The organism is methane-oxidizing endosymbiont of Gigantopelta aegis, assembly GCF_016097405.1.
Classification (GTDB): Bacteria; Pseudomonadota; Gammaproteobacteria; order Methylococcales; family Methylomonadaceae; genus Methylomarinum.
In genome coordinates this window covers 559,674-581,097 of the sequence record NZ_JAEHGD010000001.1, presented here as the reverse complement: position 1 = coordinate 581,097, position 21,424 = coordinate 559,674, and the positions used below count along the sequence as shown (strand labels likewise).

General features: G+C 44.6%; 17 protein-coding genes and 6 pseudogenes. 22 read left to right on the top strand and 1 reads right to left on the bottom strand.

The window, feature by feature from the left end; all coding sequences use genetic code 11:
- Nucleotides 1–2: 2 nt before the first annotated feature.
- From lpxK to istA, 13 genes and pseudogenes are all read left to right on the top strand, one after another.
- Nucleotides 3–986 carry a tetraacyldisaccharide 4'-kinase gene (gene lpxK / locus JEU20_RS02890; RefSeq protein ID WP_342590446.1) on the top strand — a complete coding sequence of 328 codons (984 nt, stop codon included), beginning with the start codon at nt 3–5 and terminating at the stop codon, nt 984–986.
- Nucleotides 979–1,170 carry a Trm112 family protein gene (locus JEU20_RS02885; RefSeq protein ID WP_198243582.1) on the top strand — a complete coding sequence of 64 codons (192 nt, stop codon included), beginning with the start codon at nt 979–981 and terminating at the stop codon, nt 1,168–1,170. Before lpxK ends, JEU20_RS02885 begins: the two co-directional genes overlap by 8 nt.
- Nucleotides 1,170–1,922, top strand: a complete 753-nt coding sequence (gene kdsB / locus JEU20_RS02880) for a 3-deoxy-manno-octulosonate cytidylyltransferase (protein ID WP_198243581.1) — start codon at nt 1,170–1,172, stop codon at nt 1,920–1,922. Before JEU20_RS02885 ends, kdsB begins: the two co-directional genes overlap by 1 nt.
- 613 nt (nt 1,923–2,535) lie before the next feature.
- A complete protein-coding gene (locus JEU20_RS02875) occupies nt 2,536–3,723 on the top strand; it encodes a citrate synthase (protein WP_198243580.1) in 1,188 nt (395 codons plus the stop codon).
- A 50-nt stretch (nt 3,724–3,773) separates the two neighbouring features.
- Nucleotides 3,774–4,540 (top strand): annotated as a pseudogene (locus JEU20_RS02870) (IS1 family transposase).
- A gap of 6 nt (nt 4,541–4,546) precedes the next feature.
- Entirely contained in the window at nt 4,547–6,325 is a 1,779-nt protein-coding gene (sdhA, locus tag JEU20_RS02865; protein WP_198245820.1) for a succinate dehydrogenase flavoprotein subunit, read from the top strand.
- A complete protein-coding gene (locus JEU20_RS02860; protein ID WP_281066775.1) occupies nt 6,325–7,104 on the top strand; it encodes a succinate dehydrogenase iron-sulfur subunit in 780 nt (259 codons plus the stop codon). Before sdhA ends, JEU20_RS02860 begins: the two co-directional genes overlap by 1 nt.
- A 1-nt stretch (nt 7,105) precedes the next feature.
- Nucleotides 7,106–7,342: an FAD assembly factor SdhE gene (locus tag JEU20_RS02855; protein WP_198243579.1), complete on the top strand. Its 237-nt coding sequence runs from the start codon at nt 7,106–7,108 to the stop codon at nt 7,340–7,342.
- 206 nt (nt 7,343–7,548) lie between these two features.
- A complete protein-coding gene (smrA, locus tag JEU20_RS02850; RefSeq protein WP_198243578.1) occupies nt 7,549–8,142 on the top strand; it encodes a DNA endonuclease SmrA in 594 nt (197 codons plus the stop codon).
- Nucleotides 8,143–8,199: 57 nt separating this feature from the next.
- The gene (locus tag JEU20_RS02845) at nt 8,200–8,889 is read left to right on the top strand and encodes a cytochrome-c peroxidase (RefSeq protein WP_245395078.1); all 690 of its coding nucleotides are present in this window, start codon (nt 8,200–8,202) and stop codon (nt 8,887–8,889) included.
- Nucleotides 8,889–9,173 (top strand): cytochrome-c peroxidase, encoded by a 285-nt coding sequence (locus JEU20_RS14965; protein WP_245395200.1) that lies wholly within the window; start codon nt 8,889–8,891, stop codon nt 9,171–9,173. Before JEU20_RS02845 ends, JEU20_RS14965 begins: the two co-directional genes overlap by 1 nt.
- Nucleotides 9,170–9,994: a DAHL domain-containing protein gene (locus JEU20_RS02840; RefSeq protein WP_198243577.1), complete on the top strand. Its 825-nt coding sequence runs from the start codon at nt 9,170–9,172 to the stop codon at nt 9,992–9,994. Before JEU20_RS14965 ends, JEU20_RS02840 begins: the two co-directional genes overlap by 4 nt.
- Nucleotides 9,995–10,225: 231 nt before the next feature.
- Nucleotides 10,226–11,083: pseudogene (gene istA / locus JEU20_RS02835) on the top strand (IS21 family transposase); the annotation flags it as partial.
- Between the two features lie 22 nt (nt 11,084–11,105).
- Here the strand turns inward: istA and JEU20_RS02830 are convergent.
- A pseudogene (locus JEU20_RS02830) lies at nt 11,106–11,853 on the bottom strand (IS5 family transposase).
- Between the two features lie 48 nt (nt 11,854–11,901).
- Here JEU20_RS02830 and JEU20_RS02825 point away from each other — a divergent pair.
- The 9 genes and pseudogenes from JEU20_RS02825 (at nt 11,902) to JEU20_RS15455 (ending at nt 21,326) form a co-directional block, all read left to right on the top strand.
- Entirely contained in the window at nt 11,902–12,624 is a 723-nt protein-coding gene (locus tag JEU20_RS02825; protein WP_198243576.1) for a Mu transposase domain-containing protein, read from the top strand.
- Nucleotides 12,581–13,350 (top strand): annotated as a pseudogene (istB, locus tag JEU20_RS02820) (IS21-like element helper ATPase IstB). The gene JEU20_RS02825 and the pseudogene istB overlap by 44 nt, the downstream one beginning before the upstream one ends.
- Before the next feature lie 80 nt (nt 13,351–13,430).
- Nucleotides 13,431–13,682, top strand: a pseudogene (locus JEU20_RS15460) (PAS domain-containing protein); the annotation flags it as partial.
- A 6-nt stretch (nt 13,683–13,688) separates the two neighbouring features.
- Nucleotides 13,689–15,380: a putative bifunctional diguanylate cyclase/phosphodiesterase gene (locus JEU20_RS02815; RefSeq protein WP_342590498.1), complete on the top strand. Its 1,692-nt coding sequence runs from the start codon at nt 13,689–13,691 to the stop codon at nt 15,378–15,380.
- 94 nt (nt 15,381–15,474) lie between these two features.
- Complete coding sequence (locus JEU20_RS02810) at nt 15,475–16,485, top strand: isocitrate/isopropylmalate dehydrogenase family protein (protein WP_198243574.1); 1,011 nt, start codon at nt 15,475–15,477, stop codon at nt 16,483–16,485.
- A 118-nt stretch (nt 16,486–16,603) separates the two neighbouring features.
- Nucleotides 16,604–19,180, top strand: coding sequence for a bifunctional aconitate hydratase 2/2-methylisocitrate dehydratase (gene acnB, locus JEU20_RS02805; RefSeq protein ID WP_198245816.1), 2,577 nt, complete (start codon nt 16,604–16,606; stop codon nt 19,178–19,180).
- Nucleotides 19,180–20,067 (top strand): cysteine synthase CysM, encoded by an 888-nt coding sequence (cysM, locus tag JEU20_RS02800; protein ID WP_198245814.1) that lies wholly within the window; start codon nt 19,180–19,182, stop codon nt 20,065–20,067. Before acnB ends, cysM begins: the two co-directional genes overlap by 1 nt.
- Before the next feature lie 129 nt (nt 20,068–20,196).
- A complete protein-coding gene (locus tag JEU20_RS02795; protein ID WP_198243573.1) occupies nt 20,197–20,523 on the top strand; it encodes a hypothetical protein in 327 nt (108 codons plus the stop codon).
- A 41-nt stretch (nt 20,524–20,564) separates the two neighbouring features.
- Nucleotides 20,565–21,326 (top strand): annotated as a pseudogene (locus JEU20_RS15455) (IS1 family transposase).
- The last annotated feature ends 98 nt before the right edge of the window (nt 21,327–21,424 follow it).

The window sequence follows — 21,424 nt, the reverse complement described above, 5'->3', positions numbered from 1 at the left end:
CATTGACAAGATGGTTACAGGATGCTTGGTATAAAGACATGTACTTGTCGGTGTTGCTGGCACCACTTTCCTTAATTTATGTCGATATCATTCGGTTACGGCGTTTTTTATACCGCAAAGGGCTGTTAAAAAGTTCTCGTTTATCCGTCCCGGTTATCGTCGTCGGTAATATTACCGTAGGAGGAACCGGTAAAACACCTTTGGTGATCTGGCTGGCAAATTTTTTGCAGCAGCGGGGATTTAAGCCCGGGGTTATCAGTCGTGGCTATGGCGGTCAAAACAGAGAAGAGCCGCGTTTGGTTACAGATCAAACCTCGGCTTCTGAAGTGGGGGATGAACCTGTTTTGATTCGTGAGAAAACACAGGTTCCGGTTGCTGTTTGTGCAAAACGGGCAGATGCAGGGCAGTTTCTTATCGACCAGGAAAACTGCGATATTTTAATTTCTGATGATGGTTTGCAACATTATGCCTTGCAGCGGGATTTGGAAATTGCCGTCATTGATGGTGAGCGTCGGTTTGGTAATGGCTATTGCTTACCGGCTGGCCCATTGCGGGAGCCTGTGGAACGTTTACGCGAGGTTGACTTGGCCATCGTAAACGGTCAGAAACAAGAAGATTTTGAATATGCCATGCAATTTGTCGGGAGTACGGCAGTTAATCTGAAAACGGCGATGGTGAAGCCTTTGAGTGATTTTAAAGCACAATCTTGCCATGCGGTCGCGGGAATCGGCAATCCACAACGTTTTTTTCAGATGTTACGACACCAGGGCGTGAATATAAAACCGCACGCATTTCCCGATCATCACCCTTTTGCAGCCGAAGATCTGCATTTTAACGATCGGCAGCCAGTATTGATGACCGAAAAGGATGCGGTGAAATGTCGTGCCTTTGCCACCAATAACTTTTGGGCGGTGCCAATACAGGCCGAACCCGAATCAAATTTTATTCAACAACTTACACAACGACTCAATTTAACACATGGATAAAAAATTACTCGATATATTGGCATGTCCAATTTGTAAAAGCAGTTTGATTTATCATAAAGAGCAGCAGGAATTGATTTGCAAGGCTGACCGTTTGGCATTTCCGATTCGTGATGATATTCCCGTGATGCTGGAAGATGAAGCACGCGAATTAAGTCATGAAGAAGTCGATGCGCTGAGAAAGTAATGGCTGGTTTTAAAGTCGTCATTCCGGCGCGTTATGGTTCTACTCGTCTGCCGGGTAAGCCATTGCTGGATATTGCCGGCAAGCCGATGATTCAACATGTCTGTGAAAAAGCGCTTAAGGCGCATGCCGAGCAGGTTGTCGTCGCAACCGACGATACGCGGATTTTTAAGGCTGTCAAGGCATTGGGTCTGGAAGTCGTGATGACTCGGACAACACATCAATCCGGCACCGAGCGTATCGCCGAAGTGGCCGAGATCATGCAATGGCCGGAAGATGTCGTTATCGTTAATCTGCAAGGTGATGAACCATTGATTCCAGCGGCTTATATCAACGATGTTGCCAGAGTTTTGATGACGCAATCGAAGGCCGATATGTCTACATTGGCGGCCCGTGTGAGCGGCCGGCACGAGGTTTTTAACGCCAATGCGGTTAAGGTTGTCCTGGATCGTGACGATTATGCTTTGTATTTTAGTCGGGCGCCGATTCCGTGGCACCGAGAGCATTTTCCTGAGGCAATGCCTGATAACGCCCTGCCGTATTATCGTCATATTGGCATGTATGCGTATCGGGTGGCATTTTTAAAACGGTATTGTCAGTGGCCGGCGTCGCCACTTGAAGAAATAGAATCGCTGGAACAACTCCGTGTGTTATGGCATGGTGACGCCATAAAAGTCAAAGTCGTTGATAAAATACCCGAAGCCGGGGTTGATACGGAAGAAGACTTACATAGAATCAATCAGATTTTAAGTTAAAACCTGATGTTACGCAGACGTAACTTGTATGATAAATTTACAGCCGAGTTAACCCTAATCAGGATATTTCTAAGGGATTTGTTGTACGATCGATCATAACCATTTGATTTTAAAAGTTACTTTTGTTTATACGGCAAGAGCATGTAGGGGCACAGATGAATTGCCCCTACGAATCAGAAAACGATTATAGATGGAGTGACCACCTTTTCTCCTCGCCTGTACCAAGTGTAGTGGTCAAGTAAAACTGTAAGGTTGTTAAGCTGTGATGTATGTAAATTTTAGGGTTAAAATACAAATTGCGTAACATCAGTTAATAACTGAATGAATCCAGATCAGTCAATGGAATTAAACGATACAAACTATCACTCTGTGTGCTCTGTGATCTCTGTGTCGATAAAAGATAGAGGCCAGAGATGACTTTTTCTTTCACGGTAATGATGAAGGAATGAGATTGAAGAGCCGCTGCGTAACATCAGTTAAAACTTTGGCGGGTAATGACTTTGACTAAATAAGGTGTTGTGTAATAATCCGGTCATTCCAAAAGGTTATCCTTACATTTTTCGATGTGCTGCGACAACCGTATTTTTATCAGCAACCAAACAGGCAGGATTGAATGTCAAAAGACAGTTTATCTATTAGGCATAACCGCACCGGGAAGACGGTTGAATATCCCTTGCTACAAGGCACATTAGGTAAGGAAACGGTTGATATTCGTGCCATTCACAAAGACTTAGATTGCTTTACTTACGATCCGGGATTTACCGCAACGGCCAGTTGCAAAAGCCATATTACGTTTATTGATGGTGATAAAGGCGTGTTGTTGTATCGCGGGTATCCGATCGAACAATTAGCTGAGCACTGTAATTATCTAGAAGTGGCTTATTTGTTGATGAATGGCGAGTTGCCGAATGCGACTCAATTACAAGATTTTTCTTTAGAAGTAGCCCATCGCTCCATGGTGCATGAATCCCTGCGCAATTTTTTTGATGGTTTTAGTTATGATGCGCATCCTATGGCGATGCTGGTAGGGGTAGTGGGTTCGTTGTCGGCCTTTTATCATAGTGAATTGAATATGAAAGACCCTGAACATCGTAGGGTCTGTGCGGTTCGGATGATCGCTAAAATGCCAACTATCGCTGCAGCCTCTTATCGACATTCGGTAGGTAAGCCGTTTGTTTATCCCCGACTTGATTTAGGCTATTGTGAAAACTTTCTGAATATGATGTTTTCGCGTTCCTCCCCTAACTATATCGACCCGAACTATTCAGTCGACCCCATTGAGAAAAAAGCACTTAATCTGTTGCTGATTTTACATGCCGATCATGAACAAAATGCCAGCACATCGACCGTTCGACTCACTGGCAGTACGGGCGCTAACCCTTATGCCTGTATTGCCGCGGGTATTGCCGCGCTTTGGGGGCCTGCGCATGGCGGTGCCAATGAAGCCGTGTTACGAATGCTGAAACAAATTGGCAGTGTGGACAGAATTCCTGAATTTATCGCCCGAGCCAAAGATAAAGACGATCCGTTTCGACTGATGGGTTTTGGTCATCGGGTGTATAAAAATTTCGATCCGCGGGCGACAATCATCCGTCAAACCTGCTATGAAGTGCTGGAAAACAGCAATCGGCAAGATCCTTTGTTTGAATTGGCGCTGGCGCTGGAAGAATACGCCTTGAAAGATGAATACTTCATCGAGCGTAAACTATATCCTAATGTCGATTTCTATTTACAAATTAACCTTGGCAGATGCCAAACGTATTGCCCATGCCGCAGAAATGGAAGCAAAAATGAACAGTAGAATAAGAAAGTGATTTATGTGCATAATTCCTGTCCGACCAAGGCCTCTGTATGAAATATTATCAAGCAATCGCCTGCCCAAACTGTACTAATACTCAACTGATGAAATCAGGCAGAAGCGATGGTGGTGTACAGCGATATCGTTGCCAGACTTCAGACTGCCCAACCAACACTTTCATGTTGGAATATTGTTACAAAGCCTGTGAATTTGGAATCCAAGAAAAAATTGTCGAAATGGCTATCAATAGTAGTGGCACTCGAGACACAGCACGGGTTCTTAAAATCAATAAAAACACAGTGACCCGCACTTTAAAAAAATAAAGAAAACAGTCTTGTTCAGGTGAACCCTCTTTTTCAGACCTTTGATCAAGGGAAACCATTGGAGGTCAGGTTAGAGCAGGTCTGCTGTGAAGAGGCCGAAGTGGATGAACAGTGGTCTTTTGTAGGCAATAAAAGCAATCAACGCTGGCTATGGCACGCTGTTGATCATAAAACCAACACGGTACTCGCTTATGTTTTTGGCAAGCGTAAGGACATTGTTTTCAAAGAATTAAAAGCGTTACTTAGCCCTTTAAATATTGGCCGTTATTACACCGATGACTGGGGGCTTATGAGCGTCATCTTGATGCTGAGACACATGAAATAGGGAAGAGAAATACCCAAAAAATTGAACGAAAAAACCTGAATTTTAGAACATGGATCAAACGATTGACCCGTCGAACAATCTGTTTCTCTAAGCTAGAAAAAATGCATGATATTGTGATGTGATTGGTTTGTTAATAAATAAGGTAGAATTTGGCAGAAACATCCATGCATAAACACAGATTAATTACAAAATTATTGAACACAAGCATGATGTCGTCGTCGTCGGCGCCGGTGGCGCGGGTTTGCGCGCTACCTTTGGCATGGTCGAAAAAGGCTTGAAAACAGCCTGTATCACTAAGGTTTTTCCAACCCGAAGTCATACTGTGGCTGCGCAAGGTGGCATTAGTGCGGCATTGGGTAATATGGGTGAGGATGACTGGCGCTATCATATGTACGATACCGTCAAAGGTTCAGATTGGTTAGGCGACCAGGATGCTATCGAATATATGTGCCGGGAAGCGGCGGCTGCGGTTCTGGAACTGGAACATTATGGCGTACCCTTTTCCCGCACCGAAGATGGCAAAATTTACCAGCGTCCCTTTGGTGGCATGACAACGCATTATGGCAAGGGAATGGCGCAGAGAACCTGTGCCGCAGCCGATGTCACAGGTCATGCCATTCTACATACGCTGTATCAACAGGCTTTGAAGCATAAGGCAGAATTTTTTATCGAATATATCGCACTCGATTTGATTATGGATGGCGATGAATGTCGCGGTGTTTTAGCCTGGTGTCTGGAAGACGGTTCACTGCATTTATTTCGTGGGCATCAAACTGTTCTGGCGACCGGTGGTTATGGACGTTGTTATTTTTCATGTACCTCAGCACACACCGTAACAGGTGATGGCAATGCCATGGTACTGCGGGCGGGTTTACCGTTACAGGATATGGAGTTTATCCAGTTTCATCCGACCGGCATCTATGGGGCAGGCTGCTTGATTACCGAAGGGGTACGCGGAGAGGGCGGTTATCTGACCAATTCAGAGGGTGAGCGTTTTATGGAACGGTATGCGCCGACGGCCAAGGATTTAGCTTCACGAGATGTCGTCAGTCGGGCCATGACCATAGAAATCAATGAAGGGCGTGGCGTTGGTCCGAATAAAGACCATATCTATTTACACCTTGAACATCTTGACCCTGCCATTATTCACGAACGTTTACCTGGAATTGCCGAAACCTCGCGTATCTTTGCCGGTGTCGATGTGACAAAACAGCCGATACCGGTGATTCCGACGGCGCATTACAACATGGGCGGTATTCCGACCAATTACAAGGCCGAGGTAGTGACCTTGAAAAATGGTGAACCCGATACCGTGGTGCCCGGTTTGATGGCCATTGGTGAAACCGCCTGTGTTTCTGTTCATGGTGCCAATCGTTTAGGCTCTAATTCATTGTTGGATATTATCGTGTTTGGTCGTTCGGCGGCTATCCATTGTGCCGAAATTATCAAGCCAGGTCAGGCACATAAACCATTGCCGTCCGATGCTTGTGATAAAGCATTGGCGCGCTTCGATAAAATACGCCATGCGAAAGGGTCGCTGAAAACAGCCGAGATTCGGTTAGCTATGCAAAAAACCATGCAAACCCGTGCTGCTGTGTTTAGAACGGGGGAAACGCTGGCTGAAGGTATCACCGAAATGCAACAGGTCGTCGAATCGTTTGATAATGTTAGCGTCAGCGATACCTCGTTGATCTGGAATACCGATCTGGTAGAAACATTAGAGCTGGATAATTTACTTCGGCAGGCGACGGTCGCCATTCATGCGGCCCATAACCGGCAAGAAAGCCGCGGCGGTCATGCACGGGAAGATTTTCCGCAACGTGATGATGAGAGCTGGATGAAACATACCTTGACCTGGCACGATGATACCGGTGTCAAGATAGATTATCGCCCCGTTCATCTTTACACATTGACCGATGAGGTTGATGTTATCCCACCTAAAGAGAGGGTTTACTGATGGTTGAATTTTCCTTGCCCAAAAATTCCAGATTGACAAAAGGTAAAACCTTTTCCGCCGCAGCGGATGCCAAAAATATAAAAGTTTTTGAAGTGTACCGTTGGGATCCTGATTCGGGTGAAAATCCGCGCATCGATCATTATGAAGTAGACCTGGATCAATGCGGGCCGATGGTATTGGATGCGATTTTAAAAATCAAAAATGAAATCGACCCAACCTTGACTTTCCGGCGCTCCTGTCGTGAAGGTGTTTGCGGCTCTTGCGCGATGAACGTCAATGGTAAAAACACCCTGGTATGCACCAAGGCGATTTCAGATTACGATGGCGTCATTAAAGTCTTTCCACTGCCGCATATGAAGGTGGTCAAAGACTTAGTACCTGATATGAGCCATTTTTACGCCCAGTACGCTTCTATAAAACCATGGATAGAAACACAAACGCCCGCGCCTGCCGACCGTGAACGTTTGCAAAGCCGGGAGGAACGCGCCAAACTTGATGGCTTGTATGAATGCGTTTTGTGCGCCTGTTGCTCTACCAGCTGCCCTAGTTACTGGTGGAATAGCGAGCGTTATCTAGGGCCTGCAGTCTTGTTGCAAGCCTATCGCTGGTTGACCGATAGCCGCGACGAAAATACCGGCGAGCGCCTCGATGAACTAGAAGACCCGTTCAAACTATATCGCTGTCATACCATCATGAACTGCACCGATACCTGCCCGAAAGGGTTGAATCCTGCCAAAGCCATTGCCGGTATCAAGCAAATGCTGATCGAACGCAAGTGACGTGGATGCGGATTTAAACAGACTGCGCTGGCGTTGTCGGCGTGGGACGCTGGAACTTGATGTCATTTTTCGACGCTTTTTGGAGCAAAAATTCAGTCAGGCAACAACCGAGGAACAACAGGCTTTTATTCGACTGTTGGCGTTGGAAGACAATACATTGCTGCATTACTTCATGGAAGAACAAGAGCCAGATGATGCCGCGCTGAAGGCGCTGGTTGCCAAAATGCGGTTGGATTAAACCGTAATCATTGGATTGTTTGTAACTGCTCACCCGGTTGTGTTTTAGCCGGAGTAGGTCATTGATTTATCAGGACACGTGAATACATCCATGTAGTTCTGCATAACATCCCTGTTATGCAAGCCTGATAAATCAACAACCTACACCTGATTTTTAGAGGGGGTGAGTAGATACGATTGTTTTACAAATGTTGTCAGGAGGTCGCCATGAAAAATGAAAGAATAACCGAACAAGACCGAGCGCTGTTCAACCAGGAAATGGGGGATGTCATCCCACTGAATACTGAGCAGAAGGTATTGATTAAATCTCCCCAGCAACAAATAAATTCAGATTATCGTAGGCAAACCGCTGAAAAAGCGAAAGAAGATGCTTGGGCACCGTTATCAATGGTACTTAGAAAACAACTCCAGGCGGATGACTGGCTAAGTTTCAAGCGTGATGGCATTCAGTATGGCGTGTTCAAAAACTTGCGTTTGGGTAAGTATCCATTGGAAGCCACATTAAACCTACAACAACAAATACCCGCTCAGGCGCGTGATGAGCTGGTTCGTTTTATCGATGACTGTGAGTACAATAATTTGCGTAGTTTGTTGATCGTTTTTGGCCGTGGCCGTAATGGTTGTTTGCTAAAAAGTTACCTCAATCAGTGGCTTGTCGATCTGGAAAAGGTACAAGTTTTTCATTCAGCATTGAAACATCATGGTGGTTCAGCCGCCGTTTATGTACTGCTGCGTAAAAGTGAAGCCAAACGTCAGCAAAACCGTGAACGGCATGCGGCACGATTAGGACAGAATTTGTAATGTTTTCGGGTTTGTGTTGATAAGGATATACCAACAATTCTACTTTTCGTCATCTTAATGAATCTGAAACAACGCATTAATCATATTTTAATCGCTTTCTTGTTAGTGGCTGTTGCAGTTTATGAGAGCGCTTTTGCACAACAGGCTCATGAACCGATACAGCCTATACCCGCCTATTCAAATCAACACCCGGAACGCGTCAAATTAGGCGAGCGCCTGTTTCACGATGCCAGGCTGTCCAAAGATGGCACGGTTTCTTGTGCCAGTTGCCATAATCTAACCACAGGTGGGGATGATGGCAGGGTGGTTTCTATCGGTGTCGGTCAGCGAAAAGGCGATGTGAATGCGCCAACCGTTTTTAATTGCGCATTGAATTTCAGACAGTTCTGGGATGGCCGCGCTCGTGACTTGTTCGACCAGATCGAAGGGCCAATTCATAATGGCTTAGAAATGGCCTCTAATTGGCCGTTTATTGTCAATCAGTTGAAACAGGATGCCGAGCTTGTCGCAGTATTTCAAAATGTATTTGCCGATGGTATTACGGCTAAAAATATTAAAACGGCCATTGTTGCCTTTGAAGAATCATTATTGACGCCTAATAGCCGCTTCGATCGTTATTTACGTGGACAAGCCGACGCCATTACAGCCGATGAATTAGAAGGTTATCGACTGTTTCAACAATATGGCTGTATAGCTTGTCATCAGGGAAGCTCGTGGGTGGCAATCTATTTCAGAAATTGGGTGTGATGCAAGAATACTTTACCGATATGGAAAAAGTACGCGTAGCTGATCTCGGTCGTTTCAATGTAACTCAGCAGCCACAGGATCGATTTGTGTTTAAAGTACCTGGACTCAGGAATGTCGCGTTGACAGCACCTTATTTACACGATGGCTCGGTTGATAGTTTACAAGAAGTTGTTGAAATCATGATGAAACATCAGCTTGGTGTGCGTGCGCCGGAGAAAGATATTGCATTGATCGTTCTGTTTCTGAAGACCTTGACAGGCCAGTACCAAGGAAAGGGACTGTGAAAAAACGCTTAAAGGAAATTGCAATTATTGTCTTTTTTATATCCCTGTTCGGGATTGCAACAGAACTTTATTTATACAGTGGGGTTAATTATCAACGTCATCAGCGGCGTATTCATCAGGTTATAACTGTACAACAAACCGTTTCAGCACTGATAACTCGCTTGTTAATGGTGGAAAACGATGAAATGAGCCATTTCGATTCGGTTGCTGAATTAGAGGTGAAATTAGAGCGACTACAAAAACAATTAGCGCATGAAGCCCAATTGGATAAACTTCGTGAACGTATCAGCGATTTTTTAATCCTTGTTTCACAAATCAAATCAAGTTACGTCGTCTATCGTAACTCTTCATTATTTTTCCCTAAAGGGACTTTATTACTGAGACAGCAACTGCTTGCACAAAAAGAAACCGAACTTGCCGATGCGATAATGCAATTGGAGCGAAAGGTTTTATTGTTTGTCGTGGATTTTGCACAGCAAAAACAAAAGGATTCTTTATTGAGAGAAATACAATCGATTGAGACAAAGGCGAGGCAACTACCCGATTCGTTACGCGATGATTTTCAGCGTTTGTTAAATCATGCACAAGTGCTGATTCGTTACGCTGAAAAATTACAAGATTTAAACAAAAAACTGCTGGATAACTCAATTATCACGATCACAGATCAGGTTTTATTGGCGTATGAGGCTGATTTTCAACATGATATTGATAAGGCTGCATGGGTTAAGAAATGGTTTTATATCAGTATTTTTATGTTGATTCTCAGTGTTATTGTTTTCTGGCATCAATTAAGACGGGCCTTAAAAAACAACAATTATTGAATCGCTCACTTGAATTTCAAAAACGAGCGTTAGATGAACACTCCATTGTTTCAATAACCGATGTTGATGGCGACATTACCTATGTTAATGATCAGTTCTGCCTGTTAATGGCCATTTAAACTGAGCCAAAACTGGCCATTAATATTGAGCCACTTTTCCAGACTTTCTTTTTTATATTAAAGCTGTAACAGTCCCTCTATTTATCTAGGGAACGTTATGAAGGAGTGGATCGTGATTCATCAGATCAAAGCATTACACAATCAAGGCAATGGTTTATCGAAGCGTAAGATTGCCAAACAATTGGGTGTTTCTCGCAATACCGTCAGTAAATATCTCAACATGCCAGAAACAGAAATTACTGAGATATTGTCCGATACCGATAGAACTAAGAAACTAGATGAATATCGGGACTACATTATTCAACTGCTGCAAACCTATCCCGATTTATCAGCGGTTAAAGTGTTACGTAAACTGAAGGCCAAGGTTGAAACACTGAGCGTGTCAGATCGTTCTGTCAGACGCTATATTCAAGCACTGAAGCAAGAAATCAGTTTTAAGCAAGCCCGTTACTATGAGCCTGTCATAGATATGGTGCCTGGCGAACAATGTCAGGTTGATGGCGGTGAACTGCGTGGCGTGATGATTAATGGTGTTGAAACCACCGTTTATTTAATGGTCTTCGTATTGTCTTATTCTCGTTTAATGCATGTATCTTTATCAAATAAGCCGATTAATACCGAGATGTTGATCAAACAGCATGATGTCGCCTTCCGTTATTTTGGCGGCATGCCTGAGGAATGTGTTTATGATCAAACTAAACTGGTGGTTATCAGTGAAACCTTCAGGGAATTAAACCTTAATCAGCTTTTTTCTCAGTATGCAACCGCCGCTGGATTTCGTATTCATGCCTGTGAAGGCTATGACCCAGAAAGCAAGGGCAAGGTTGAAGCAGGTGTAAAGTATGCCAAAAACAATGGGCTCTATGGTGAAAGCTTTGCCAGCTGGCATGAATTAGAACAGTATTTTTCTGACTGGTTGGATAATACCGCTAATCAACGTGTTCATGGCAGCACAGGTAAAAACCCAGAGAATATTAGGGGCTGTTGCCATTTCACATAGGTAACCATAAAAGGCGCAAGCCAGAGCGATAGAGCCTTCAAAATTTCGTTTGAGTTTGTCATATCGCGTGGCGATCGCTCTGAAATGCTTAAGTCTTGCAAACACATTTTCAACGAGATGGCGATATTTGTAGAGACACCAATCCATTTCATCATTTCCCCGAGTTGAATTCTTTTTTCTTGGGATAACAGGAACAGCCCCTTTGTCTTTAATTTGAAGACGTAATGCTTCACTGTCATAGCCTCTGTCAGCAACTATATAGTCACCTTTTGGGAGCTCTGCAACTAATTTCGGTGCTTCTTTACAGTCATGAACTTCGCCGCCTGTCACTGAGAAATGAATAGGAAGACCACAGGCATCAACGGCCATATGAATTTTACTGGTGTTCCCGGCGACAGATTTCCCTATCGCTGTTTCTTGTTCACAGGCCGCACCACTACTATGCTGATGTGCTTTCACAATACTCCCATCAATAAATTCCCATTCCAGGTCTGGATCAACAACCAAGGCGTTAAAAATACCCATCAGTTTTTCTTTACGAGACCAGTCATTGAATCGTTTATATACCGCATTCCAATTACCAAAAGCCGTGGGTAAATCTCTCCAGGGACAACCTACTCGCAAGCGATAAAAATACCTTCGACTGTTTTTCGAAGACAAGGTTTGTCATAAATTCCCATTTTCAACATAATTATCTTCAGTTTCTCCCAAAGTTCATCCGTAAGCATTTGTCGGGGCATAGTTTGCTTGTTTTTGAGTCAAAATAAACAATCTATGTGGCGGAGTTATTGAATTTCAAGGGGGATTTTCAAAACGGCAACAGCCCCTATGATCAGTCAGAACAGGCTCATATGCAGCCTTATTTGACACCTTCCTGTATAGCGTCTTATTCAGCAAGTACTGTCGCTACACGTAAAGCCGATAAAACAGGACTTATCGCTTGGCAATCCAATAAATACTCCGTGCCGATGGCCTATCAAAGTGCCCGTGTCGGTGTCAAAACCGAAACAGGTCAGTTAATCATCAGTGATTTAGAAACAGGTAACAAAATTGCTGAACACCTGATCAGCATCGAGAAAGGTCAAGTCATCAAGAACACCGATCATTACCGTGATAAAGCCCAGAGGATAAAAGACTTAGAAGCTGAGCTTTTACACATTTTAGGTGACACAGAGCAGACTCAGGCTTTATGCGCCTTACTTAAAACGACCTCACCCAAAATATATAAAGACCAGCTTTTGGGCGCTAAACAAATAGTCAGCGCGTATTGCAAACAATATGGTGCTATTGAAGCAGAACATTTATCACGATTGATCAATACACCGCGCTTAACAGCAACAGGGTTAAGAGAACGTCTGCTGGCTTTCCAACAAAACCCAGAGAAAAATAACGACTCACAGAGTCAGCAAGTCACACAGGATCAAGTTAATCAGGGTAATAGTGCATTAGCGCATTATGCTGCGCTAAATGGCCACCCTGGCGGTCAAGGAGAGAGCCATGTCATCCATTGATCAGGTCACCCAGAAATTCCGAAGCCTACGCATGTCAGCCATTGCAGAACATCTTGAGCCGTTATTAAGCCAAGCTGAGGCAAATGAAAGTTCTTATCTACAGTTTGCACAAAGTCTGGTTGAGTATGAAGAAAATCAACGCAACAGTAAACGTATTGAACAAAACAGACGGCGATCAGGTTTTCCCTTGCATAAAAGCCTGGAAGAGTTTGACTATCGCTTTCAGACCACGATCAGCAAGCGTGAAATGAATAGCCTGTGTGACTTTAACTTTATTGATAATCGAGATAACGTCGTCTTTATCGGGCCGCCAGGTGTGGGTAAAACGCATCTGGCTATTGGTCTGGGGCTTAAAGCGATTGATGCAGGCTATAAAGTCAGCTTCAACACGGCTTTGGCTCTTATGGAAATATTGGAATTAGCTGAACTCAAAGGCGAGTTGAAAAGAAAATCAATCAGCTACTCAAATTTGATGTGTTGATCATTGATGAGCTCGGTTATCTACCGATGAATAAACAAGGTATGCACAACTTGTTTCAATTGATCAATGCGCTCTATGAATACCGCTCAATCATCCTGACAACCAACAAAGAATTTACGAATTGGGGTGAGTTCTTTTTCGACAACAATGTGGCCGTGCCGATTGTAGATAGGCTCATCCATCATTCACACATTTTTATGCTGGGAGGCGAAAGTTATCGACTGAAATCTAAACTTAACAAATAACTATTTCTCTGGAAAAGTGGCTCAATATTAATGGCCGAAACTGGCTCAATTATTTTGGCCGTTGACACTGCCAAACAACTGGTTATTCAAAAGAGGAGTTGATAGGGAATAATCACCGAATAATCAAGGCTGAAGACTATTCTCAGGCTCAAATCAAGTCCATGTGGGATACGATTGTTCAAGGTAAGGTCTGGCATGGCGATGTTAAGAATAAAACCAAGCAAGGGGATTATTTCTGGGTGCGCACCACGGTCGTTCCAATGCTGGGGCAAGATAATAAGCCGATTCAATATATTGCGATTCGGACGGATATTACCGAAAACATTACGCAACAGAATATGCTGGAGAAAATGGCGCATTATGATGTATTAACAGGGTTACCCAACCGGGTGCTGGTCGCCGATCGCTTCAAGCAAGCGCGTTCACATTGTAAACGTAGCGGTACTAAATTAGCCATTTGTTTTCTGGATTTGGATGATTTTAAACCCATCAATGATAACTATGGCCATGAAACGGGAGATCGGCTGTTGATTGAAATCGCCAACCGTATTCAATCACATCTCAGAGAAGGCGACACCGTTTCCCGTCTGGGCGGCGATGAATTTTTATTGATCCTCAATGACGTGATGTCTTTTGAACAATGTAAACAGACATTGGAGCGGATCCAGAATGCTGTGTCTTTACCGGTTATGATTAACCATCAAAGCTGTCAGGTTAGTTTGTCTATTGGTGTGACCCTATACCCGGACGATAATAGTGATTTTGATACCTTATTGCGACATGCCGATAAGGCTATGTACCAAGCTAAATTGGCTGGTAAACACTGTTATGCTCTGTTTAACCCTGAACGAGATCTGCAAACCATTGAGAAAAATCAACAATTGACTGAGATCCAGCAGGCATTGGATGCGCAACAGTTTCAATTATATTATCAACCTAAAGTCAATATGGTAACAGGGACAGTTTTTGGTGCTGAGGCCTTGATTCGCTGGATACACCCCGACAAGGGACTTATTCCACCTCTTGATTTTTTGCCGATTGTTGAAAAAACCGAGTTGGAAATCACCATTGGTAATTGGGTTATTGAGCAGGCTTTAAAGCAGCTTGATGATTGGATAAAACAAGGTATTAAGCTGGAAATCAGTGTCAATATTGCCTCACATCATTTACTGGGTGAAACATTTTGTGCAGACCTTGAAGCCATATTAGCTAAATATCCCATTGTCGACTCACAGTATTTGCAACTGGAAATTTTAGAAACATCTGCGCTGGAAGATGTCCGCCGGGTCGACTCTATTATTGAAATCTGTCAAAAGAATTTGGGCGTAAAAGTAGCACTCGATGATTTTGGTACCGGCTACTCCTCATTGACTCACCTAAGATGTCTGGGGGCTGATACGATTAAAATTGATCAAAGTTTTGTCAGAGATATGCTGGATGACCCGAGTGATTCGGCTATTGTGGAAGGTGTGATTGGCTTAGCCTCTGCATTTAACCGCGAGTTGATTGCGGAGGGCGTGGAAACTGAAGAACACGGCTTGATGTTGCTGATGATGGGCTGTAAAAAAGTCCAAGGATATGGCGTCGCTAAGCCAATGTCGTCTGAAGCCGTGTTGTCATGGCTGGAAGACTATCAGCCTAATTTACGTTGGCTGCAATATGCGTCACGGCCGCGCTCAATACTGGAAAGTAAAATCGATTTATTTAAATTGGTTGCCCGCTATTGGATGAAGGAATGTTTACACAAAATGGATGTCATGCACCGGATGTCTGCTTCAATGCCTGTTATGAATAATAAAGCTTGTCCGCTTGAAAACTGGATAAATCAAATTAAACAACAACAATTATTTTCTAATATAAATTTGCAACGGATGGAAAAAGCGTATGAGGAGTTACTAAAAATAAGGGATGAGGTTTATGTTTGTTATCAGAAATCAGAATACAAACAGCTTGAAACAAAGGCTGAAGAACTTAAGACTGTTTTTGAAGACATGATACAAATAGCCGACCAGATGCTTGAATTTGGATGACATCCAAAGTAATGCGTTTACGGGCATCGGCTACAAAAAAGCGCTAAAAATGTGTATGATAAGTCGTTATTATTTACTATTTCAGGAGAGTTGAATGCAAAGCGTCACGTTAATTAAAGGTGATGGAATTGGTCCTTCTATTATGGATGTTGCGGTACGTGTGATTGAGGCGGCCGGTGCAAAAATTCAGTGGCAGGAAGCAGAAGCTGGCATGGGGGCATTTGAAAAATATGGTACGCCATTGCCGGAAGCGACCTTAGAATCTATCGAGAAAACACGCGTTGCATTCAAAGGCCCTTTAACAACTCAAGTGGGCAGTGGTTTCAGAAGTATCAATGTTGAATTAAGGCAGCGCTATGATTTATATGCCAATGTACGTCCAGCCAAAAGCTGGCCCGGTGTCAAAACCCGCTTCGAAAATGTTGATATTGTCGTGGTACGGGAAAATACCGAAGGTCTGTATTGTGGCTTGGAACATTTTCTGACCCGTAAACATGATATTGCCGAGAGTCTGGCGGTCGTTACCCGTTCTGCCTCGGAAAGAATTGTCGAACACGCTTTTCAATTTGCGCGCGAAAATAACCGTAAAAAAGTCACTGTTTGTCATAAAGCCAATATATTGAAATTTACTCAGGGCCTGTTTCTGGAAGTAGCACGGGAAGTGGCGCAAAAACATTCCGATATTCAGTTTGATGAAAAAATAATTGACGCCAGTTGTATGCACATGGTGATGGACCCCTCTCAATTTGATGTGATTGTCTGTACCAATATGTTTGGCGATATCTTATCGGATTTGACGGCTGGTTTGGTCGGTGGGCTCGGCCTGATTCCTGGCGCAAATATTGGTGAGGACGCTGCCTTGTTTGAAGCCGTACATGGCAGTGCACCTGATATCGCCGGTAAAAACCTGGCCAATCCAACCGCAGTTTTGATGGCGGGCGTCATGATGCTGAAGCATCTTGGGCAAAATGATGCCGCGATTAAAATGCAAAAGGCGATTGAGAAGGTCATCAACGAAGGAAAACATGTTACACCAGATTTGAATCCTGATTCCGGTTGCGGTACGGTCGAAATGGGACAGGCGATTATCGACGCGCTTGATTAACGAAACAGGTTATTTACATTGTTTTAAACGCATTATTGGCGCTGGGATGTTGGCGGCGATAATGCGTTTTGCTTTTTATCAACGTTGAAACAAGACGTTAAGGTCAGTACAGATGAATATGTTAGAAGAATATCGTAAACACGTTGAAGAACGGGCCGCCGAAGGCATTGTGCCAAAACCTTTGGATGCTAAACAAGTCGCGGAACTGGTCGAATTGATTAAAAACCCGCCCGCCGGTGAAGAAGAATTTCTATTGGATCTGCTGGAAAATCGGGTGCCGGCTGGTGTGGATGATGCCGCTTATGTTAAGGCGGGTTTTTTAGCGGCAATTGCTAAGGGCGAGGCAACGTCACCGATTTTAAGTCCTGAACGCGCCACTGAATTACTCGGTACGATGCTCGGTGGTTTTAATATTGCGCCATTGATTGATTTGCTTGACGATGAAAAACTGGCGCCGATTGCGGCGAAGGCTTTGTCGCATACCTTGCTGATTTTTGACGCCTTCCACGATGTTAAGGAAAAGGCCGATGCAGGCAATCAATATGCTCAACAGGTACTGCAATCTTGGGCCGATGCCGAGTGGTTCACCGCCAAGCCTGAAGTACCTGAAAAACTTACTGTGACCGTGTTCAAAGTCCCGGGCGAAACCAATACCGATGATTTATCACCGGCGCAGGATGCCTGGTCGCGGCCTGATATTCCGCTGCATGCCAAGTCCATGCTGAAGATGCCGCGTGAAGGTATTACCAATGCCGAGCAGCAAATCAAAGATTTAAAAGAGAAAGGCTTTCCTGTGGCCTATGTCGGTGATGTGGTCGGTACCGGTTCTTCACGTAAGTCGGCGACGAACTCGGTGTTATGGCATATTGGCGACGATATTCCCTATATTCCGAACAAACGTGCCGGCGGCGTTTGTATCGGTGGCAAAATCGCGCCCATTTTCTTCAATACCATGGAAGATTCAGGTGCCTTGCCAATTGAATGCGATGTTTCCAAATTACAGATGGGCGATGTCATCGACATTTATCCTTATGAGGGCGTGATCAAGCGTCATGACAGCGATGAAGTGTTGACAACGTTCACACTGAAAACCGATGTCATTCTGGACGAAGTCCGTGCCGGTGGCCGTATTCCTCTGATTATCGGCAGGGGATTGACCGACCGCGCCCGCAAAGCATTAGGGCTTGGGCCATCTGAGGTGTTCCGCCGACCTGAAAGCAAGGAAGATAGCGGCAAAGGCTATACGCTGGCACAAAAAATAGTCGGCAAGGCCTGTGGCGTTGAAGGTGTTCGTCCTGGAACCTATTGCGAGCCACATATGACGACCGTAGGGTCGCAAGATACGACAGGACCGATGACGCGTGACGAATTAAAAGACCTGGCTTGTCTCGGTTTTTCAGCCGATTTGGTGTTGCAATCGTTTTGCCACACCGCAGCGTATCCAAAACCTGTGGATGTGGAAATGCAGCATACCTTACCGGAATTTATCATTAACCGCGGCGGTGTTTCCTTACGTCCCGGCGATGGCATTATCCATTCCTGGTTAAACCGTATGTTGTTGCCAGATACTGTGGGTACCGGAGGTGATTCACATACTCGTTTTCCGATTGGCATTTCATTTCCAGCAGGTTCAGGGTTAGTCGCGTTTGCGGCGGCAACGGGGGTAATGCCATTGGATATGCCTGAATCGGTGTTGGTGCGTTTTACTGGCGAAATGCAGCCGGGTATTACCCTGCGTGACCTGGTCAATGCGATTCCTTATGCTGCGATTCAGCGTGGCTTATTGACGGTGGAAAAACAAGGCAAAAAGAATGTATTCTCCGGTCGGATTCTTGAAATCGAAGGTTTGCCTGATCTGAAAGTCGAACAAGCCTTTGAATTATCTGACGCTTCGGCAGAACGTTCGGCTGGGGGCTGTACTATCCGCTTGAATAAAGAACCGATTGCTGAATATCTACGCTCGAATATTACCTTGCTGAAATGGATGATTGGTGAAGGCTACCAGAGCGCGCGAACGCTACAGCGGCGTATCGAGGCGATGGAACAATGGCTGCAAAACCCGGTTTTATTGGAGCCGGATGCCGATGCGGAATACAGCGAAATCATCGAAATCAATATGTCGGAAATCAAAGAGCCGTTACTAGCCTGTCCGAATGACCCTGATGATGTCAAACCGTTATCAGAGGTTGCTGGAACAAAAATTGATGAAGTCTTTATTGGCTCATGCATGACCAATATTGGTCATTTTCGTGCCGCTGGCAAATTACTGGCGCAGAAAAATGAGGCTTTGCCCACGCGTCTGTGGATTGCGCCTCCAACTAAGATGGATCAGGCCGAATTGACCGAAGAAGGCTATTACAGCATCTTCGGTAAGGCGGGTGCCCGGGTTGAAATGCCAGGCTGTTCGCTGTGTATGGGGAATCAGGCGCGGGTGGCAGACAATGCGACCGTCGTTTCTACCTCGACACGTAATTTTCCGAATCGTTTGGGCAATGGCGCGAATGTTTATCTGGCTTCGGCCGAACTGGCCGCCGTTAGTTCACTGTTAGGGCGTCTTCCAACACCGGAAGAATACCAGCAGTATATGAACAGCCTCGATGACAGCAAAGAGGATACCTATCGTTATTTAAACTTCGATCAGATCGAAAGCTATCGTAAAAAGGCAGAAAGTGTCACTGAAGCGAGTGTTGAATGATGTCTTTTCCAACCATTGAAGCCTTTGTAGGCAATACCCCTCTAGTTCGATTACAGCGGCTGGCGGTGGCTAATGGCAATACTCTTTTAGTAAAGCTGGAAGGCAATAACCCGGCCGGCTCGGTTAAAGACAGGCCAGCCTTGAGCATGATTAGACAAGCTGAATTGCGGGGTGAAATCAAACCGGGCGATCGCCTGATCGAAGCGACCAGTGGTAATACCGGTATTGCGTTGGCGATGGTTGCGGCCATCAAAGGCTATAAAATGACCTTGATTATGCCGGATAATATGAGCACCGAACGTCTTGCTTCGATGAAGGCGTATGGCGCCGAAATTATCCTGACCCCTGCCGCCAAAAGCATGGAAGGCGCCATTGATTTGGCGCGGGAAATGCAGGCGGCTGGAAAAGGCCGGATTCTGGATCAATTTTCCAATCCTGATAATCCCAGGGCGCATTATGAGGGCACTGGACCTGAAATCTGGCGCGATACCCAGGGCCAAGTCACGCATTTTGTCAGCGCCATGGGTACCACCGGCACCATCATGGGAACCTCGCGTTATCTGAAAGAACAGAACCCAGCTATACAGGTAATCGGTGTGCAGCCTGAAGGAGCTTCTAAAATTCCGGGTATCCGGCGTTGGCCTAAGGACTATTTACCTAAAATATTCGATGCCAAACGGGTGGATCGTATTATTGACGTTGATCAGCAGTCCGCCGAACAAACCACCCGTGCCCTGGCTGAAAAAGAAGGTATTTTTGCCGGCGTGTCTTCAGGTGGTGCGGTATGTGCGGCATTAAAATTGGCCGAAGAGATCGAAAATGCGCTGATTGTCGCCATTATTTGCGACCGGGGCGATCGTTATCTTTCAACCGGAGTTTTTTCTTAACCCAGCCTTGCCGTTGTAGTGCCATAAAACTATTTATGCAATATTTATCAATGGTTTATTGTTTGTTGACGGCAAAGCTAGGTTAACGCGGGTATGCCTATTTGCCTTGTCGTAACGACGCAACGCAAGGTGGATAAATCTCTGAACATCATTGTGCGTATCGCTCTGCTCGTGTTGATTTATCAAACACCGGCTTGGGCGTTTGAGCGTTTCACGTTGTCTGTCGATAAAATTCAACAACGGCAATGGCGCATTGAAGAGGCTAAATTTTCGCTGTCACAGCTCAACTCAGAAACACCAAAATTGAATTTGCAGGCGGGCATGTTGCATTTGCCCGCCGTATTTCAAGGTATTCATGCCTTGACTATTCAATGTCAGGATTTTGTGATGCAGCCAGGGGTAATGGCATGCCGTCATGGAACAGGCGGTAGTGGGTTAAATCTGTATTTATGCTAGGAACAGTAGAATAAGAAAGTGATTTATTGCATAATTCCCTCATGAAATATTATCAAGCAATCGCCTGCCCAAACTGTACTAATACTCAACTGATGAAATCAGGCAGAAGCGATGGTGGTGTACAGCGATATCGTTGCCAGACTTCAGACTGCCCAACCAACACTTTCATGTTGGAATATTGTTACAAAGCCTGTGAATTTGGAATCCAAGAAAAAATTGTCGAAATGGCTATCAATAGTAGTGGCACTCGAGACACAGCACGGGTTCTTAAAATCAATAAAAACACAGTGACCCGCACTTTAAAAAAAATAAAGAAAACAGTCTTGTTCAGGTGAACCCTCTTTTTCAGACCTTTGATCAAGGGAAACCATTGGAGGTCAGGTTAGAGCAGGTCTGCTGTGAAGAGGCCGAAGTGGATGAACAGTGGTCTTTTGTAGGCAATAAAAGCAATCAACGCTGGCTATGGCACGCTGTTGATCATAAAACCAACACGGTACTCGCTTATGTTTTTGGCAAGCGTAAGGACATTGTTTTCAAAGAATTAAAAGCGTTACTTAGCCCTTTAAATATTGGCCGTTATTACACCGATGACTGGGGGCTTATGAGCGTCATCTTGATGCTGAGATACATGAAATAGGGAAGAGAAATACCCAAAAAATTGAACGAAAAACCTGAATTTTAGAACATGGATCAAACGATTGACCCGTCGAACAATCTGTTTCTCTAAGCTAGAAAAAATGCATGATATTGTGATTGGTTTGTTAATAAATAAGGTAGAATTTGGCAGAAACATCCATGCATAAACACAGATTTAACCCACTACCGAACAGGCGTCATTGCGTCGAGTCGCCTGGCATCGCCTGCATTTGAATTTTCTCTGCGTGCCGATGAGCAAGGCGGT

Coding starts and splice junctions, on each gene's coding strand:
- JEU20_RS14965 (WP_245395200.1), top strand. CDS start 8,889: ATGCAAGAATACTTTACCGATATGGAAAAAGTACGCGTAGCTGATCTC.
- smrA (WP_198243578.1), top strand. CDS start 7,549: ATGAAAAATGAAAGAATAACCGAACAAGACCGAGCGCTGTTCAACCAG.
- JEU20_RS02810 (WP_198243574.1), top strand. CDS start 15,475: ATGCAAAGCGTCACGTTAATTAAAGGTGATGGAATTGGTCCTTCTATT.
- JEU20_RS02885 (WP_198243582.1), top strand. CDS start 979: ATGGATAAAAAATTACTCGATATATTGGCATGTCCAATTTGTAAAAGC.
- acnB (WP_198245816.1), top strand. CDS start 16,604: ATGTTAGAAGAATATCGTAAACACGTTGAAGAACGGGCCGCCGAAGGC.
- cysM (WP_198245814.1), top strand. CDS start 19,180: ATGTCTTTTCCAACCATTGAAGCCTTTGTAGGCAATACCCCTCTAGTT.
- JEU20_RS02875 (WP_198243580.1), top strand. CDS start 2,536: ATGTCAAAAGACAGTTTATCTATTAGGCATAACCGCACCGGGAAGACG.
- kdsB (WP_198243581.1), top strand. CDS start 1,170: ATGGCTGGTTTTAAAGTCGTCATTCCGGCGCGTTATGGTTCTACTCGT.
- JEU20_RS02845 (WP_245395078.1), top strand. CDS start 8,200: ATGAATCTGAAACAACGCATTAATCATATTTTAATCGCTTTCTTGTTA.
- JEU20_RS02860 (WP_281066775.1), top strand. CDS start 6,325: ATGGTTGAATTTTCCTTGCCCAAAAATTCCAGATTGACAAAAGGTAAA.
- JEU20_RS02815 (WP_342590498.1), top strand. CDS start 13,689: ATGCTGGAGAAAATGGCGCATTATGATGTATTAACAGGGTTACCCAAC.